Origin of the sequence: Lactobacillus kefiranofaciens (assembly GCF_900103655.1) — a bacterium.
GTDB classification, from domain to species: Bacteria; Bacillota; Bacilli; order Lactobacillales; family Lactobacillaceae; genus Lactobacillus; species Lactobacillus kefiranofaciens.
Window position 1 is genome coordinate 15,273 of the sequence record NZ_FMXC01000005.1, and the last position, 18,061, is coordinate 33,333.

Genomic DNA, 18,061 nt, shown 5'->3' on the forward strand with positions numbered 1-18,061 from the left:
GCTCCTAACCCTTAATAAAGATGCCGGACTTAATATGCTTTAGAATGCCATAGGCAACTCTCCTATTTTGATTCTTGCTACCATATGGCTGATTCAAGAACATGACGATACCATTACGATTATCAGTCGTCAATTGCATCCAATTAACAAAGTGGGTATCACCAAAATTGCCATAAGCTAGTTTTAATCTACCACGATTCTTTAGATACACTCCACCAGAATAAGTAGTCATCTTAGACTTCAAGTGAGTCAAATAGTTAAATTGCTTTTTAGTCAAAATTTTGCCATTAGATAGACCTTGCTGAATTTTAAAGTAATCTCTAGCTGTAGAGAACAAATTGCCTGCACCAGGAAGCTGCGAAACTACATATTTATTAGCATAACTTGGACTTTGATAATTCTTGCCATAGCGATATAAATAAGAGATCGCATCTGTCTTGGGACGAAGAATATCTTGATATATATATGTTCCCTTCAAGTGTAATGGTCTGATAATTCTACTTCTCACGTTGGCGGCATAAGATTTTCCTGTTACTTTACGAATGATCCCCGCTAGCAAAACAAAATTAGCATTATTGTAATTAAATTGTCCTATTTTAGTACTTGGAGTAGCATCAGCTTTAGCTACAATCCACTTAATTGCACCATTTTCGGAGAAATTAACACCATGACTTGATTCCGTACCAACAATATTAATTCCCGATGTATGTGTCAATAATTGTCCTACGGTAATTTTAGAAGAATGCTTCAACAACGGATACCAGTGTGAAATTTTAGTATTTTGCGATAGTTTCTTTTGATAAATTAATTGAGTGATTATGGCAGCCGTAATCGACTTCTGCAATGAGCCTACTGGATACACTAACTTAGCGCTACCGTTATTAATCTTACGGCGATAATAGCCATAACCTACACTGACAGTCTGATGGTGTCCATCCTTGACAATCTCAATCGTGCCACGCATGTGATGTTTTTTCAGTGTTTTAATAGTATATTTACGCAATTGTCTATTTCCTTAGCATTAACCTTTTGAGGCCCAATGAGAAATGCTCCTAAGCCAATAATCAATGCGATTAAAATTCCACATTTTTTTATTAATTTCAAAATAAATACCTTCTTTAGTCTTGATCCTGAAATATTCTACCACAAACAAAAAGGACAAAATTGCCTTTTATGACATTTTGTCCTTTCATTTCTAATCAAATTTAAATCAAGTTCATCTTAACTAAATATTCTGCGTTTTCAACGGTATTCCAGGCAGCACCCTTTAATAAATTATCGGCAACTACCCACATATTGAAGGCACCCTTGTTTTCATAATCAGGACGAATACGACCAACAAAAGTTTCTCGCTTGTCAGCTGCATTAATTGGTTGCGGATAAACCTGATGCTTAATATCATCCTGCAGCACAACTCCTGGGAAATCAGCAACAGCATCCATAATATCTTGTGTAGTTGCAGTTTCATCTTCCACAGTAAAGTAGACGCTTTCGCCGTGAGCAATCGGCACAGGCACTCTAACACAAGTAGCCGTAACCTTAATATCTTTAGCATTCATATCATTTAACATAATCTTTTTAGTTTCATGAATCATCTTCCATTCTTCATGTGAATAACCACTATCTTCTAAGACATCAATCTGTGGCAATAAGTTAAACGCTAATGGATAATGTTTCTTATCTCCCTTAGTTGGCAAAATCTTCGCATCTGCCTGCATACCTTTGCCATCTAAATAATCTTGTGCTTCTTTTTTCAATTCTTCAATGGCTGCTTGACCAGCACCAGAAGCCGCTTGATAAGTAGAAACAATAATTTGCTTTAAACCGAACTTTCTTCTAATCGGCTCAAGCGCCATTACCATTTGAATAGTAGAGCAGTTAGGATTGGCAACAATGCCGTGGTGCTTCTTTAAAGCCTCTGGATTAACTTCAGGCACTACTAATGGCACATCTGGTTCCATTCTAAAGGCACTGGTATTGTCGACACAAACTGCCCCACGCTTAACAGCTTCTGGCAAAAATTTCTTGGATACTGCGCCACCGGCTGATGATAACACTAAATCAATTCCATTAAAGGAATCCGGAGTAGTTTCTTCAACCGTCAAATTCTGATCTCTAAATTTTAAAACTGTCCCAGCTGAGCGAGATGAAGCCAATAGCTTTACGCTTTTTACCGGAATAGTTGACTTAGCTAATTGATCAATCATTCTTCTGCCGACAGCACCAGTAGCACCTAAAATTGCTACATTATATTCTCTAACCATTATTTATCCTCTTGTAAAAACTTCTTGATTCTCTTCATTGCTTTACGTAAATTTTCATCGCTTGAAGCGTAGGACATTCTGACATAGCCTTCACCGCCAGGACCAAAGGCACTACCAGGAGTGATGCCCACTTTTTCTTTAAAGGCTAAGTCTAGCGCAAACTGCATATCGTCTTTACCATATTTTGACGGAATTTTAGCAAAAATATAGAAAGCGCCTTCTGGTTTAACAGCTTGCATCCCCATTTCGGCTAATTGCTTCAACACAAAATCACGTCGCTTACGATAAACTGCGCGATATTTTTCAGGGTCCTCTAAACCATGTTCTAAAGCCTCAATTGCTGCGGCTTGTGAAGAATCTGTCGTGGTCGTCACCATTAAGCCGTGCACTTTACCAATCTGCGCCATAATTTTGGCTGGACCAGCCACATAGCCTAAGCGGTAGCCTGTCATTGCATGAGACTTGGACAAACCTGAAATATAGATTGCCCGTTCAGGAATTAAACTAGCAATTGAGAAATGCTTTACACCATAGGTCAACGTGCTATAAATTTCATCGGTAATCACATACAAATGACACTCTTTAATGGTTTTGGCTAAGGCTTTAATCTCATCTTCTGTATATTCAACTCCTGTAGGATTAGTCGGATAATTCAAAATAACTGCCTTAATGGTTGGATTTTGCTTAATTGTCTCTTCCAATTTCTCTGGAGTCAATTTAAAGTCATCAGAAGCGGTATTCATCAAAACATAATCCGCATCAGCTAAAGTCGCTACAGGCCAGTATAATGAGAAAACAGGGGTAGGAATAGCTACCTTATCTCCTGGGTTGGATAATGCAAACAAAGCGGCATTAATTGCTTCAGTAGCACCAACTGTTACTACAACTTCCGTTTCTGGATCATAATCTATACCGGTGGTTTGTTTTAAATACTTACTAATTGCTTTTCTTAACTCCAATTTACCCTTTTGCGGAGCGTAATGAGAATCGTTATCTTGAATACTCTTAATTGCAGCTTGCTTAACATGTTCTGGCGTATTCATGTCTGGCTCGCCTAAGGTTAATTTTATAATTCCTGGTATAGTTGAAACCTTATTATCAAAGATTCTAATTCCTGATGCTTTGACCTTTTGAATTTTTTTACTAAAACTTAAATCACTAGCTAATTCTGGCATTGGTAAACCTCTTTTTTCTCTATAAAATATTTTCTAAGCCAATTACTAATTCATGCAATTGATCGACTTTTTCTAAAGCAACCTTTACTCCACCCATAAATGAACCACGATCAAATGAATCTTGACGGATGGTTAAAGCTTCACCAGGGCCACCGAACAAAACCTGTTCATGTGCAATATAGCCCGGCAAGCGTACCGAATGAATTTTAATTCCTTGATAATCGCCACCACGCACATTCTTTAAAGTCTCAATTTCATCTGGTGCAGTTTGATGGTTAGGTCGATTTTGGGCAATTAACTTTGCGGTTGACAGTGCAGTACCAGATGGAGCATCTTTTTTATCGGCATGATGCATTTCAATAATTTCGACATCAGGAAAGTACTTAGCTGCTTCTTGTGCGAATTTCATTAATAAAACAGCTGACATTCCAAAATTAGGTGCAATTAAGCCACCAACTTTTTCTTGTTTAGATAATTCAACTAGTTCTGCTTCTTGTGCATCACTCATTCCGGTTGTACCTACAATGGGACAAATATGATGAGTGAGCGCAAATTTTACATTCTCATAAACTGCTTTTGGTGTAGTAAAGTCAATCCAAAAATCTGCCACACGATCAGGAATCTGCTCTAAGCTAGTAAAAATTGGAATATTTTTGGCTAAATGATATTTTTCTGGCTCATTTTTAGCTACTGGAGAAAGACCAGCTGCCACTTCATAACCTGCCATTTGATTAACCAAGTTAACAGCTTTTTGTCCCATAGCTCCGTTAAAACCTGCTATCAATACTTTTTTAGTCATTTTCAAGTTCCTTTCCTAAATCAAGTGGCAATTTTTGCATTAAGGCATGCTCAGCTAAACCCAAATGTTGTGCCAAAGTAGTCTTTTCTTCATCATTTAAACTAACTAAAGGCAAACGACAACCACCAACACTAAATCCTTGAGCATTCAGAACTGCTTTAACTGGAGATGGTGAAGGATACATAAATAAAGCTTGCATCTTTGGCGTTAACCAGCGCTGAATCTTAGCTGCCTTAGGATAATTGCCTTCATACAAGGCATCGTACATTTGACGCATTTCCTTAGTATATAAATGCGTGGCAACTGAAACGACTCCATTAGCACCGAGCAGCCGAGCAGTGAGAGCCTGGGTATCTTCGCCCGTAAAGACTTGGAAGTCAGTATCCTTGTGCTCAATAATGTATTCTAATTCTTCTAAGGAAGCGCATTGCTTAATGCCCTTAATATTCTTTAAATGCGATAGCTCAACTACTGTCTCTTTTTCCATTTTGACACCAGTTCTGCCAGGAATGTTATAAATCAAAAATGGCATTTCAACTTGATCATTAACCGCTGTAAAATGGGCAATCATGCTACGTTGATTTGGCTTATTGTACGGTGGAACTACAACTAGCGCATAATCGATTCCCTTAATTTCAGCTACTTCATTAGTAAACGCAATCGTCTCAGCAGTATTATTGCTGCCTGTTCCTGAAATTACTGGAACTCTACCATCTACGATCTGACCGAAATGTTGGTATAAAGCAATTTTTTCATCATGAGTCAGCGTTGGCATTTCACCAGTAGTCCCGCCAACCACAAAACCATTGCATCCCTGCTCGATCAGGTGGTTAACTAACTTTTCTAAACTAGCAAAATCAATCTTTTTATTCTCATCAAATGGCGTCACAATCGCCGTCAATAAATCTGCATCAATTAGTATTGCCATATTATTTCTCCATTCTAGCAATTAAAAAGCCCTTAATTGCGTTGATCCCACGTTCAATACTCTTTTCATCGGGATTAAGCGTTGCTGAATGCAATTGTGAATTGGGATCACCGACTCCCAGCCAAAACATGGTGCCAGGAAACTTAGCTAGTAAAAAGCCAAAATCTTCACCGGTCATTTTAGGCTTAGTTTCAATAAAATTAACGTCAGGATTATTTTTCATATACTGAATGAAATTCTTAGTTAATTCTGGATTATTCTCCACCGGCCAATAACCGCCTTGATTCAAATCAAGTTTAACTTCCATATTATAGCTACGGCCGATTCCCGCACAAAGATCTTTCAAGCGCTGATCAATCTTTAAAATCATCTGCTGTGTCAGACCACGAATCGTTCCCTCAATCCTAGTATGATCTGCAATCACATTCCTAATTGTTCCTGCTCTGACTTTGCCTAAAGTAATTACGCCACTTTGAATTGGATCAATGCTGCGTGAAATCACGGTTTGAATCTGCATAATTAGACTAGCTGCGGCTACTACCGTGTCATTAGCATTTTGCGGAAAGGCAGCATGACCACCTTTGCCGATTAAATCAATGTTAACTTCGGTAGTGCCCGCAAATAAGGTCCCCAACCTACAGCCAATCGCTCCAGCAGGCAATTCAGGATTATCATGCAAGCCATAAAACTCATCTGGCTTGAATTTTCCTGTAAAGATCCCTTTTTCATAAGCCTGTTTGCCGCCACTTTCACTTTCCTCAGCTGGCTGAAAGAAAAATAATAAATTATCCTGAGGCTGATTTTCACTAAAGTAGCTCAGCAGAACCAAGGCAACCGTCATATGAATATCATGACCACAGGCATGCATAATGCCAGGATGCTTTGAGGCAAACTTTAATCCAGTCTGTTCAGTCACAGGCAAAGCATCAATATCTGTCCGATAGCCAATCGTTCTTTGAGGATTCTTTCCTTTTACTAAGACCAAGAGTGCAGTTGGTAATTGGGGTGGAGTCTTAATAGTCAAATAGTCTTGTTTAAAATCAGCAATTATCTTAAGTAAATACTGATGGGTTTGTTTTTCCTGCAGAGCTAATTCGGGGATTTCATGCAAATGTCTTCTAATTAAAATTAGCTCTTCTTCATTTAATACTGTCATCTTAGATCTTTCTCAAATTATCTTCTAAGCCTGTCTTGCTTTCGGTTTTTTCATCCACTTTTTTAATTACTTTAGCAGGAACGCCAGCTACCATCTTATGTGGTGCAACATCATGAGTAACAACGGCACCTGCGGCGATAACTGCACCTTCACCAACATGGACGCCTTCGATCACTACCGCATTAGCACCCATCACTACATCATCATCAATTTGAACTGGCTTAGCAGAAGCTGGCTCGATCACGCCAGCTAAAACACTGCCTGCACCAATATGACAATGTTTACCAACAATCGCACGACCGCCAAGCACAACTCCCATATCAATCATGGTGCCAGCACCAATTTCGGCGCCAATATTAATGATGGCTCCCATCATAATCACCGCATTTTTACCAATTAAAACTTGATCACGAATAATCGCACCTGGCTCAATCCGTGCATCAAATTTCTTCAAGTCGATTAATGGTACGGCTGAATTTCTAGCATCATTTTCAATATGATAAGCTTGAATTTGTTTCTTATTTCTCTTTAAAAACGGTTCAACGTCTTGCCAATCGCCAAAAATTACACCTGAATGTGCTTCCGTGTAATTTTCAATTTCAGCCGGGAAGTTTAATTGATCAAGTTTTCCCTTAATAAAAACTTTAACCGGCGTCTTTTTAGGAGCGTTGCCAATATAATCAATAATACTTTTTGCGTCTAGTTTTGCCATCTTTTTACCTCTTGTATTAATCTTCATTATATGATTGATCTAAATGAACCAAATCTGCTAAGCTTTCTCGTTTAATTACCAACTGAGCTTTGCTATTCTCGGCAAAAACAACAGCTGGCCGTGGATTACGATTATAATTGGAAGCCATAGAATAACCATAAGCGCCGGTGTCTAGCATGGCTAAAAGAGAGCCCGATCTCGTTGCTGGCAAGGCTTGGTCTTCTGCCAAAATATCTCCGCTCTCGCAGTATTTGCCTGCAATTCTAACATGTTCAGTTAACTCAGCTTGAGGATTAGTTGCTAATACTGTCTCGTATTCAGCTTGATACAAAGCCGGGCGAATATTATCGCCCATTCCGCCATCTACTGTGACGTAAGGACGATGACCGGGAACAATCTTGCGGCTTCCCGTAGTATATAGGTTGTAACCAGCAGGGCCCACAATTGAACGACCAGGTTCAATATCAATTTCAGGAATTGGAAATGAAGCGGCCTTAGCTTCTTGTTTAATCGTCTTAACAATCGCTTTAACAAACTCTTCCGGTTTCAAAGGATGATCAGCTGCAACATATTTAATGCCAAAACCGCCACCAACATTAATAATCTTAGCAGTATAGCCATATTGGCTGCGCCAATTTTCAGCAACTTCCATTAACTTTTTGGCGGCCATTTCAAAACCATTTAATTCAAAAATTTGAGAACCAATATGGGCATGAATACCAACTAAATTCATTCTTGAATTAGCTAAAACCTGTTCTAAAGCTAAATCTGCCTGCCCTGATTCCAAATCAAAGCCAAATTTGCTATCAACTTGACCTGTTTGATCATATTCATGCGTATGAGCAGAAATGCCAGGAGTCAACCGAAGCATGACATCAATCTTGGTATTTTGCTCACGCAATACTTGATCAAGCAACTTAATTTCATGAAAGTTATCAATGATAATCTTTCCCACATGATTTTTAACGGCCATTTCAATCTCAGCTAACGATTTATTATTACCATGAAAACTAATTTTCTTTACTGAAAAATTTGCTTTTAAAGCTGTATAAAGCTCACCCGCAGAAACAACGTCAGTAAATGCGCCCTCACTAGCAGCAACTTGATACATTGCGATACAGGCAAAAGCTTTGCTAGCATAGCTAACCGCATATTTAACGTCTTCAGCCGCAAAAACTTTTTTAAAGGCACGAATTTGATTTCGAATTTTACTTACATCATAAACAATAAGTGGCGTGCCATATTTCTTTGCTAAAGCGACTGTATCGACACCGCCGATAGTCAAATGTCCTTGGTTATTAATCTGATCTTCTGAAATCTGTGGGTTCATGCTATCCTCCAACTTCTAAGAATGCGAAACGCTAATAAAAAATCCATTGCCTGCGCTAAACAAACAATGGATTAACTTCATTAATCTGTAGTCAATAGCGCTCCGCGAATTGTATTCGCGACAGTCCGTAACTTATTCAATCACGGCCCAGCTTATGCCTTTAGCGTGGCCAAGCTTCGGCAACTTTCCCTTTCACAATTAATCTTCATTTTGCCTAACTCATAATTGCTAGTGATGTCAGTTGCACCTCTTCGATTATCTGTAGTCTACATTCTTATTAAAATATAGTCAACAGTTTTATTATAAAATTTTAATTTTTGTTAAAACATCACGACTTTCAACCCTAAAATTTAGATTTAACAGTTGCAAGATTAAAAATTAATGCTAAAATTCAGGTAAATTTATTTTTATTCAGTAATTTAAATTAATAATTACTGAAATTGATGATTGAGAAGTTAAAACTATGAAAATAGTTAAATTTGGTGGTAGTTCGTTAGCTACTGGTACAAGTGTTGAGCAAGCATTAAAGATTATTCTAAGTGATACTGAAAGACAAGTAGTTGTCGTTTCTGCTCCTGGTAAACGAAGCAATGATGATATCAAGGTCACTGATCTATTAATCAAATATGCCAATGCTACCTTAAATCAAGAAGATCCCCAAGAGATTGTGCGTCAAATTTTTGCGCGGTACCAAGAAATTGGTCAATATTTTGGTTTGAATAAACAAGAATTAACAACTATTCAAAGCATCTTGCTTAATCTACCTAAAAAAGCATACCCCAACGACAGTTACTTAATGGCAGCTTTCAAAGCACATGGTGAACGACTTAATGCACGTTTAATTGCAATGATTTTAAAGCATCAAGGAATTAAAAGCCGTTTTCTTGATCCCGCTGAAGCTGGATTGATTGTTACTGGTGAGCCTAATGATGCATTAGTTAATCCAGAAAGCTATCTGAATTTAGATCAAATAAAAATTGCCCCCGATGAACGAGTTATTTTTCCAGGCTTTTTCGGAATTACTCCTTCTGGACATATCGCTACTTTTTCACGTGGCGGATCTGATATTACAGGAGCCATTTTAGCTAGAGGCTTTCACGCAGACTTGTATGAGAACTTTACTGATGTAAATGGCATTTTTGCGGCTAACCCGCATATTGTTGCGCACCCACGATCAATTAAACAGATGACCTATCGTGAAATGCGAGAACTATCTTATGCTGGCTTTTCCGTTTTTCATGATGAAGCATTAATTCCCGCAATTCAGGGACAAATTCCAATTAACGTCAAGAACACCCATGAGCCTGACAATCCAGGTACCATGATCGTCCCAGAAAAGAATTTTGAGCCGGATAATACTATTACTGGTGTAACTAGTCAGAAGCACTTTTCTGCCCTTTATTTACACAAATATTTACTGAATAAAGAAGCGGGTTTCACCCTCCGAATTTTACAGATCCTTTATCAACATAACATTCCTTATGAACATATGCCATCTGGGATTGATGACATTACCATTATTTTCAATAATGACTTTTTAAATGACCAATTAATTGATCAAATCTGTAATGAAATCCAATCTACGATTAATCCTGACCAACTTGAATGGATCGATGACTATGCAATCATTATGATAGTTGGCGAGGGAATGAAGAAAACGCATGGCGTTAGTCGGAAAATCTTAGATTCTTTAGACGAACATCAAATTTCACCACAGATGATTAATCAAGGTGCATCCCAAATCTCAATGATGATTGGCACCAAAAAAGAAAAGGCTGACGAAGCAGTTAAAATTATTTACAGACAATTTTTTAATTAGAAAGAAGGAAATTTTATGGTTAATTTACTAAAAGTACACGGCTCACAAAATCATTTTTTTATTCTGGATCAAACTGAATTAGATCAACCTCTATCAGATACTGAATTAAAAATTTTTACTAAAAAAATCACTAATCCTAATACTGGCATCTTAAACGGAGCTGACGGCGTGCTAGCAATTAATCAGCCAATTAGAAAAAATGCACTAGCTCAAATGCGAGTAATTAATACAGATGGTAGTGAAGCCTCAATGTGCGGTAATGGTCTGCGCACTGTAGCACGATATTTAAGCGAGAAATATCATCGTGATAATTTCTTAGTCGATACCATGAACGCTAGTCTACGCGTCAGAAGAGAGCAGGCTTTCGCTAAAGATGTTCCTGCCTTTGCCGTAGAGATTTCTCCGGTACATTTTAACAAGGAAGCTTTACCATTTAGTAACTTAGGCCGTGATCGCTTAATCGATGATTATGCACCTGAACTTTACCCCCAATTGCGTTTCACAGCGCTTGCCGTACCTAATCCACACTTAATTAGTTTTGTTACTCAGCAACAAATTATTAGCCCTATTTTAGGGATTGTCGGTAAAAGGTTAAATGACTCAAATCCTTATTTTACCGATGGCGTAAACGTTAACTTTGCCCAAATACTAGATAAAAATAAACTATTCGTTAGGACCTACGAGCGTGGCGTTGGCTTTACTAATGCATGCGGCACAGGAATGTCTGCTACTTCGCTAGCCTTTGTGTTAATTCGACCTGAGCAAGCTGAATTCAACACACCAATTACGGTCTTTAATCCTGGTGGAATGGTAAAAACCATTGTACATTACGACAATAGCCAATACTGGATTGAATTGATTGGCAATGCTACTTTTACCCAGCAGATCACTATTGCAGAAAGCGATTTAAGAAATAATGATTTTAGTAAAATAATTACTAAAAATACTGGTGAACAAACAGCTTATGAGAAGTTCATCGCTAATTTACCTAAATATAATGACATCACTACTTTAGCCTAATCAAAAAGACTTGCTTTTTTGCGCAAGTCTTTTTTGCATAATTTTAATCTAAATCATCTAAGCCATTCTTTTTCTTCGAAATACAATAAAAGATATAAGCCACTAAGCCAAAGAAAATTGGGCCAAATCCTGTCCAAAAAGCTGTAGCATATCTGTGTTCCAAGACAGGTTCAAGCACAGTAAAAATAATCCCGGTGCAAACAATTATTTCAACGAAGATTACTAAAGCTACTGTCCATTTATAATTTGTAAATACCCTAAATTTGCGTGGATAATCCTTTTTCAAAAAGAAAGGAAACGCACCAATCAAGAAAATATACGGCGCAGTAGCAGCCACATTACCCATATCAGTTAAAATCTGATAAAAACTAGTTGCCGCACTACCGCCAAATGAAACGATACCAATTAAAACACATACGAAGATCGTCTGAGCCCACATCGCATTAGCAGGAATACCATGTTTATTCAATTTGGTAGCTGCTTTAGGCCATAAACGAGGATCAGACCCCATAATAAATGATTTAATTGGCGAATAAAGCAATACAAAGAAGGCACCTGTCATTCCCATTAATCCAGATAAAGCAATTGCCCTAGTGAATACTTTGCCAATCATTAAACTGGTATTAGGATCGAGATTCAAAGCATGCCCGAATGCTTTACCCAGCGTTCCATAAACTACATAGGTAATATTTCCAGTATTAGCGCCAGTTTGTACAATATCTCTTTGATAATTTACCGAAAAACCTGTCATAAAAATCATCAAAACATAAGAGATAATAGTAAATAAACTACCGATAATTAAGCCTTTAGGGAAATCTTTTTCAGGGTGCTTCATGCTATCAATTACCCCACCAACGGTTTCCATACCACCATAGGCAAAGACGGCATAGACGACGAATGAAATAATCGTAATTGGCGTCTGAAAATCCTTATTTGGTGAAACAATAAAGCTTTGCCAGCCGTGAATTGGCTGAGCAAACTGCCAGTGATTCATTATAATTACTACTAAACTTGAAAAAATGAAAACTAAATTCATAATAATCATGAACCAGCCGCCGATTGATGACATAATCTTAATTCCCGTTATTCCTCTAGAAGATAAATACGTAGAAATGATCATGAATAAAATAGCTAATACGCCTATCAGTTCTGTTCCTTGCAGACCAAAGAAATTCCAACTTTGTGTAGTATCTTTGCCAAAAATCAATGCGGAAATTGAAATCCATAATCGTGACGCGCTTGAAACAAGCCAAAGAACCCAGTTAGCTAGCCATACAAAAGTTCCAATAAAAGCCCATTTTTCACCAATTGATCCAGCTAACCAAGAATAAATACCACCCTGAGCATCATGAAAGGCAGACCCATATTCCGCCATCATCAATCCAGCCGGAAAGAAGAAACAAATTCCTGCTAGCACAAACCAAATAATTCCGGCATATGTCATTTGCCGATATGAAACAGAAACATTACCAAAACCATAAACAGTAGTAATAATCATTAGGACTAGGCTCATGGTCGTTAATGTCTTTTTAGTTTGTTTATTATCCTCATCCAAAACAAAACCTCTACTTTCTTTTCTACTCCTTTCATTCTATCATTGTTTCTTTAAAGCGCATTCATTCTAATAATCGTCTCATAAGAAAAAGCCGCCTATTATCAGCGGCTTTATTTATTCAGCTGTTAATTTGTTTACCAGGCACGTCATCTAAATGAATACGAACATCATTAGCATCATTGCCAGCCTGATCTTTTTCTTCTAAGTTAGATTTTATTAATTCAGCCTTAGAGTCATTCGTTACGCTATCAGGAGCATTTAACCTCATTGTTTCAGATTCTGCGGCCTTCTTTTCTTTAATCTTTTTTACAAGGCAATATGTACCCGTAGCGGCAGCAGCAATTGCTCCGATAGTGGTTAATGCCATTACTACAATCTTCAAATTTACCATAGGAATACCTCTTTCTATAATCAACTATCTATTTTTCTTTTAATTATACGTGAATTAAGGGCTACTTTCATTTTTTATGCTTAACAAAACAAAAAGCACCATTTGGTGCTTTTTCTATTCATTAACTCTGTCTTCAATCCAATTATTCAATTCAGCAACGTGAAGCTTAGTTACAGAAGAAAAAGTTAAAACGGTCACATGATCATAATTTAAATCCAGCTTTTTCTTTAATTGAGCTAATGTTTTATTAACTTGGCTCTTTTTAATCTTATCCATCTTAGTGCAGACAACTAAGATAGGAATATTTAAATATTGCGCGTAATTATACATCGCAATATCGTCTTTCGTTGGTTCATGTCGACCATCAACTAAAATGATTAGGCCTTTCAAGTTGGGTCTAGTTTCTAAATAATCTTGGATCATCTGTCCAAACTCTTGCCGCTTCTTTTGTGATACTTTAGCATAACCATAGCCAGGAACATCTACTAAATAAAATTCTTCATTAACTAAGTAGAAGTTTAAAGTCTGCGTCTTACCTGGCTGAGAAGACGTTCTAGCTAGGTTTTTACGCTTAAGGAAGGTATTAATCAAACTGGATTTTCCCACATTAGATCGGCCTGCCAAGGCGATCTCAGGCAAGTTATCTTGTGGATATTGTGATTCTTTTACAGCACTAACGGCATAACTACTGCTTTTAATGATCATTGGCACTTACCTGCGAATCAGTGTCTTCTTTTTTCTTCCGAGTCACACGCGGCTGAGCATGACGAGTAATCACATCCTTGGTTACTTCGACTGCTTGAATATCCTTTTCACTAGGAGTTTCGTACATGATATCCATGATCGAATTTTCAATAATTGTTCTCAATCCACGTGCACCCATATTTCTTTGGATTGCTAAATCTGCAATTGCTTTGAGTGCACCATCAGTGAATTTTAACTCAACATCATCTAATGAGAGCAATTTCTTATATTGTTTAACCAAAGCATTCTTAGGCTCCGTTAAAACTCTCACTAAATCTTTGCTGCTCAACTTATCAAGCGTAGTAATAATTGGAATTCTACCGATAAATTCTGGAATCATTCCAAATTTTACCAAATCAGCAGTAGTTAAATGCCGAGTCCAATCATCAGCATTGATCTTATCAACTTCATTTTCTGCACCAAAACCGATGGTTTTCTTACCTAAACGGTTTTTAACAATTTGTTCGATTCCATCAAAAGCACCACCAACAATAAAGAGAATGTTAGTAGTATCCATCTTGATCATTTCTTGCTGTGGATGCTTGCGTCCACCTTGTGGCGGTACAGAAGCGATTGTTCCTTCGAGAATCTTTAACAAAGATTGCTGCACGCCTTCGCCTGAAACATCCCGAGTAATTGAGACATTTTCTGATTTTTTGGAGATCTTATCGATTTCATCGATATAAATAATGCCGCGTTGTGCACGTTCCAAATCATAATCTGCGTTTTGCAACAATTTAAGCAAAATATTTTCTACATCTTCACCAACATAACCTGCTTCAGTTAATGTAGTTGCATCAGCAATCGCAAAAGGCACATTCAAAATTCTTGCTAAAGTCTGTGCCAGATAAGTCTTACCAGATCCAGTTGGCCCAATCATTGCAATATTAGACTTTTGCAATTCAGTAGAAGAATCCACATCCATTTGGCTAATCCGCTTATAATGGTTATATACCGCAACAGATAATACTTTTTTAGCACGATCTTGCCCAATGACATATTGGTCAAGTTGCTTTTTAATCTCTACTGGTTTAGGTAATTCTCGAGCTGCCTTAATTGAATCAGCTCTTAATTCATCGTCAATAATTTTTTTAGCCAAGTCTACACATTCGTTACAAATATAAGCGCCGTTACCGGCAATCATTTTTTTGACCTGGTCTTGAGTTTTACCACAAAAAGAACATTTAATTTCTTCTTGATCTGTAAACTGATTTGCCATATTGTTCCTCCCTATATCTACCAAAATAGATTATCATACATTAACTAAAATTGGTAAATATCAAGCTTGAAGATCAAAAAAAGCGGCCTATAGCCGCTCTTTTTGATAAAAAGTAATAAAAATTATTACTTGTCTTCCTTCTTATCGTCTGATTCCTTTGCTTCAAGCTTTGCTTTAGCAACTTGCTTTGCATTATCAGTAATAAGATCCATAGCCTTACGTACAGTAATGTCGTGGCTCAACATGTCATCTGACAAAGTGTTACGTACAGTCTTTTCATCCATGTTGTATTCAGCAGCCAAGTCCTTGATTTCCTTGTCAATTTCTTCCTTAGTTGCCTTAAGACCCTCTTTATCAACGATAGCTTCAAGAACTAAGTTGGTCTTAACTCTTTCTGCAGCGTTCTTAGCAAATTGCGAACGTAATTGTTGTTCGTTAGTGTTAGTCAACTTGTAATAAGTTTGAGGATCAATACCTTGACGTTGCATATTACCTAAGTATTGATTCAGTTGAGTATCAACATCTTCTTGAATCATAGCATCAGGAATTTCGTCAACAGTGGCATTCTTTACTGCACCTTCAATTGCAGCTTCTTGAATAGCATCATTAGCAGCTTGTTCCTTTTGATCCTTCAAATTCTTCTTGATCTTGTCCTTCAAGTCATCAAGCGTATCTACTGAATCGTCAACATCCTTAGCAAATTCGTCATCTAACTTAGGAAGTTGCTTTGACTTAACTTCGTGAATCTTAGTAGCAAAGTGAGCTTCCTTACCAGCTAAGTTCTTTGCACCGTAATCCTTAGGGAAAGTTACTACAACATCTACATCGTCACCAGCTTCGTGACCAATAAGTTGATCTTCAAAGCCTGGAATAAATGCATTTGAACCTAATTCAAGTGAATAGTTTTCAGCTGAGCCGCCTTCAAATTCCTTGCCATCAATAGTACCCTTGTAATCGATAGTTACAGTATCGCCTTTTTCAGCTTTACCCTTCTTAAGAACAAGTTCAGCATTTTGTTCACGGCGTTTGTCAAGTTCAGCATCAACATCTTTTTGGTAAACACGGGTGTTTTGCTTTGGTACTTCAATACCCTTGTAATCACCTAACTTAACCTCTGGTTGAACAGTTACAGTAGCCTTCATAGTCCAGTCCTTGCCCTTATCCATTGATACAGGAGCAATTTGTGGTTGACCTACTGCATCGATACCTGCTTCTTTAACAGCAGCAGAATATGCATTAGGCAATACAATGTTCAATGCATCTTCGTATAATGCTTCTTCACCATAATATTGATCAAAAATTACACGAGAAACATGGCCTTTTCTAAAGCCAGGAACACGCAAGTTTTTCTTTACTTTTCTAAATGCTTGGTCTAAACCTAATTTAATTTCATCTTGTGAAATATCAAAAGTAAGATCACCGGTTGTCTTACCGGTCTTTTCCCATTTTACAGACATTAATAAAATACCTCCAATGTCAAGTTTGAGTTTGCTTCTTGCATACTAAGTTATCTTACCGTAAAAGTGCACAAAAAACAAATATAAAAGAAAAAGATGCGCTCCTGTGAAGAAGTGCATCTTTTCTGCTATAACGTTAGAAATTAGTCAAGGATTTCAGTAACTTGACCGGCACCAACGGTACGACCACCTTCACGGATGGTGAACTTAGTACCCTTTTCGATGGCAGCTGGCTTGATTAACTTAACAGTAAATTCTGTGTTATCACCAGGCATAACCATTTCAGTACCTTCTGGCAATTCAATTTCACCAGTAATATCAGTGGTGTGGAAGTAGAATTGTGGACGGTAGTCTGAGAAGAATGGGGTGTGACGGCCTCCTTCTTCCTTCTTCAAGATATAAACTTGACCCTTAAATTCCTTGTGGGTTTGAATTGAGCCAGGTGCAGCCAATACTTGACCACGAACAACTTGGTCACGGTCAATACCACGAAGTAAGATACCAACGTTATCGCCGGCTTCACCTAAGTCCAAAGTCTTGTGGAACATTTCCAAGCCAGTAACAACTGACTTAAGAACCTTGTCTACCAAACCAACGATTTCAACTTCGTCACCGATCTTAACAGTACCACGGTCGATACGACCTGAAGCAACAGTACCACGACCAGTAATAGTAAATACGTCTTCAACTGGCATTAAGAATGGCTTGTCAGTTTGACGTTCTGGAGTTGGGATGTATTCATCAACGATGTCCATCAACTTCAAGATTTGTTCTTGAGCTTCCTTGTCGCCTTGTAAAGCCTTAAGAGCTGAACCACGAACAACTGGAATATCATCACCAGGGTAATCGTATTCAGTTAATAAGTCACGAACTTCCATTTCAACCAAGTCGATAAGTTCTGGATCGTCAACCAAATCACATTTGTTCAAGAATACAACGATGTATTTAACACCAACTTGACGAGCAAGCAAAATGTGTTCACGAGTCTGTGGCATAGGACCATCAGTTGCAGCAACAACCAAGATGGCACCATCCATTTGTGCAGCACCGGTAATCATGTTCTTAATGTAGTCGGCGTGGCCTGGAGCGTCCATGTGAGCGTAGTGACGATTTTCAGTTTCGTATTCTACGTGGGCGGTGTTAATAGTGATACCACGTTCCTTTTCTTCTGGTGCAGCATCGATTTGATGATAATCTTCTGCCTTTGCCAAACCTTTTTCAGCTAAAACAGTAGTAATAGCCGCAGTTAAAGTGGTCTTACCGTGGTCAACGTGACCGATAGTACCAATGTTTACGTGTGGCTTAGTTCTAACGTAATGTTCTTTTTCTGCCATTAAAATGACCCTCCTGTAAATTTGCAAGAAGTCCGTTGAGATAAGTTAACGGATAATTCTCTGTTGAGTATTGTACTACTTTCTTCGGCAAATGCCTAGTAAAAAAGTTCGGACAAACTTTGCCTAACGAAAATATCCTTTGCTAATTATACTAAAAT

General features: G+C 37.8%; 16 protein-coding genes and 1 riboswitch. Of the genes, 2 read left to right on the forward strand and 14 right to left on the reverse strand.

All coding sequences use genetic code 11. The features are described 5' to 3' along the window. Positions 1-4 precede the first annotated feature (4 nt). The 8 genes from BLP58_RS03370 to lysA all read right to left on the reverse strand — a co-directional run bounded on the left by BLP58_RS03370 (position 5) and on the right by lysA (position 8,364). Positions 5-1,003 (reverse strand): serine hydrolase domain-containing protein, encoded by a 999-nt coding sequence (locus BLP58_RS03370; RefSeq protein ID WP_013854276.1) that lies wholly within the window; start codon positions 1,001-1,003, stop codon positions 5-7. 202 nt (positions 1,004-1,205) lie between these two features. Then, positions 1,206-2,264: an aspartate-semialdehyde dehydrogenase gene (locus BLP58_RS03375; protein ID WP_013854278.1), complete on the reverse strand. Its 1,059-nt coding sequence runs from the start codon at positions 2,262-2,264 to the stop codon at positions 1,206-1,208. Continuing rightward, positions 2,264-3,439, reverse strand: a complete 1,176-nt coding sequence (locus tag BLP58_RS03380; protein ID WP_013854279.1) for an aminotransferase class I/II-fold pyridoxal phosphate-dependent enzyme — start codon at positions 3,437-3,439, stop codon at positions 2,264-2,266. The genes BLP58_RS03375 and BLP58_RS03380 overlap by 1 nt, the downstream gene beginning before the upstream one ends. Before the next feature lie 19 nt (positions 3,440-3,458). Next, on the reverse strand, positions 3,459-4,238 hold the full coding sequence (gene dapB, locus BLP58_RS03385) for a 4-hydroxy-tetrahydrodipicolinate reductase (protein WP_025084253.1): 780 nt from the start codon (positions 4,236-4,238) through the stop codon (positions 3,459-3,461). Further along, on the reverse strand, positions 4,231-5,166 hold the full coding sequence (gene dapA / locus BLP58_RS03390; RefSeq protein WP_013854281.1) for a 4-hydroxy-tetrahydrodipicolinate synthase: 936 nt from the start codon (positions 5,164-5,166) through the stop codon (positions 4,231-4,233). The genes dapB and dapA overlap by 8 nt, the downstream gene beginning before the upstream one ends. 1 nt (position 5,167) lies before the next feature. Beyond that, positions 5,168-6,322: an N-acetyldiaminopimelate deacetylase gene (locus tag BLP58_RS03395; protein ID WP_013854282.1), complete on the reverse strand. Its 1,155-nt coding sequence runs from the start codon at positions 6,320-6,322 to the stop codon at positions 5,168-5,170. Position 6,323: 1 nt separating this feature from the next. Then, complete coding sequence (gene dapD, locus BLP58_RS03400; RefSeq protein ID WP_013854283.1) at positions 6,324-7,034, reverse strand: 2,3,4,5-tetrahydropyridine-2,6-dicarboxylate N-acetyltransferase; 711 nt, start codon at positions 7,032-7,034, stop codon at positions 6,324-6,326. A gap of 16 nt (positions 7,035-7,050) precedes the next feature. Next, a complete protein-coding gene (gene lysA / locus BLP58_RS03405; RefSeq protein WP_013854284.1) occupies positions 7,051-8,364 on the reverse strand; it encodes a diaminopimelate decarboxylase in 1,314 nt (437 codons plus the stop codon). Positions 8,365-8,451: 87 nt separating this feature from the next. Beyond that, positions 8,452-8,624: riboswitch (Lysine riboswitch) on the reverse strand. A gap of 203 nt (positions 8,625-8,827) precedes the next feature. Between lysA and BLP58_RS03410 the strand changes: the two genes are divergently transcribed. Together BLP58_RS03410 and dapF are read left to right on the forward strand one after the other, a co-directional pair. Continuing rightward, on the forward strand, positions 8,828-10,183 hold the full coding sequence (locus BLP58_RS03410) for an aspartate kinase (RefSeq protein WP_013854285.1): 1,356 nt from the start codon (positions 8,828-8,830) through the stop codon (positions 10,181-10,183). Positions 10,184-10,198: 15 nt separating this feature from the next. After that, complete coding sequence (gene dapF, locus BLP58_RS03415; RefSeq protein ID WP_013854286.1) at positions 10,199-11,203, forward strand: diaminopimelate epimerase; 1,005 nt, start codon at positions 10,199-10,201, stop codon at positions 11,201-11,203. Between the two features lie 43 nt (positions 11,204-11,246). Here dapF and yjeM read toward each other — a convergent pair whose 3' ends face one another. The 6 genes from yjeM to tuf all read right to left on the reverse strand — a co-directional run bounded on the left by yjeM (position 11,247) and on the right by tuf (position 17,903). Further along, a complete protein-coding gene (yjeM, locus tag BLP58_RS03420; protein WP_013854287.1) occupies positions 11,247-12,758 on the reverse strand; it encodes a glutamate/gamma-aminobutyrate family transporter YjeM in 1,512 nt (503 codons plus the stop codon). A gap of 118 nt (positions 12,759-12,876) precedes the next feature. After that, positions 12,877-13,149 carry a hypothetical protein gene (locus tag BLP58_RS03425; RefSeq protein WP_013854288.1) on the reverse strand — a complete coding sequence of 91 codons (273 nt, stop codon included), beginning with the start codon at positions 13,147-13,149 and terminating at the stop codon, positions 12,877-12,879. A gap of 114 nt (positions 13,150-13,263) precedes the next feature. Beyond that, positions 13,264-13,854, reverse strand: a complete 591-nt coding sequence (yihA, locus tag BLP58_RS03430; RefSeq protein WP_013854289.1) for a ribosome biogenesis GTP-binding protein YihA/YsxC — start codon at positions 13,852-13,854, stop codon at positions 13,264-13,266. Beyond that, positions 13,844-15,112, reverse strand: coding sequence for an ATP-dependent Clp protease ATP-binding subunit ClpX (gene clpX, locus BLP58_RS03435; protein WP_013854290.1), 1,269 nt, complete (start codon positions 15,110-15,112; stop codon positions 13,844-13,846). The genes yihA and clpX overlap by 11 nt, the downstream gene beginning before the upstream one ends. Positions 15,113-15,237: 125 nt before the next feature. Next, a complete protein-coding gene (gene tig, locus BLP58_RS03440) occupies positions 15,238-16,569 on the reverse strand; it encodes a trigger factor (protein WP_013854291.1) in 1,332 nt (443 codons plus the stop codon). 143 nt (positions 16,570-16,712) lie between these two features. Next, the gene (gene tuf / locus BLP58_RS03445) at positions 16,713-17,903 is read right to left on the reverse strand and encodes an elongation factor Tu (RefSeq protein WP_013854292.1); all 1,191 of its coding nucleotides are present in this window, start codon (positions 17,901-17,903) and stop codon (positions 16,713-16,715) included. Between the last annotated feature and the right edge of the window lie 158 nt (positions 17,904-18,061).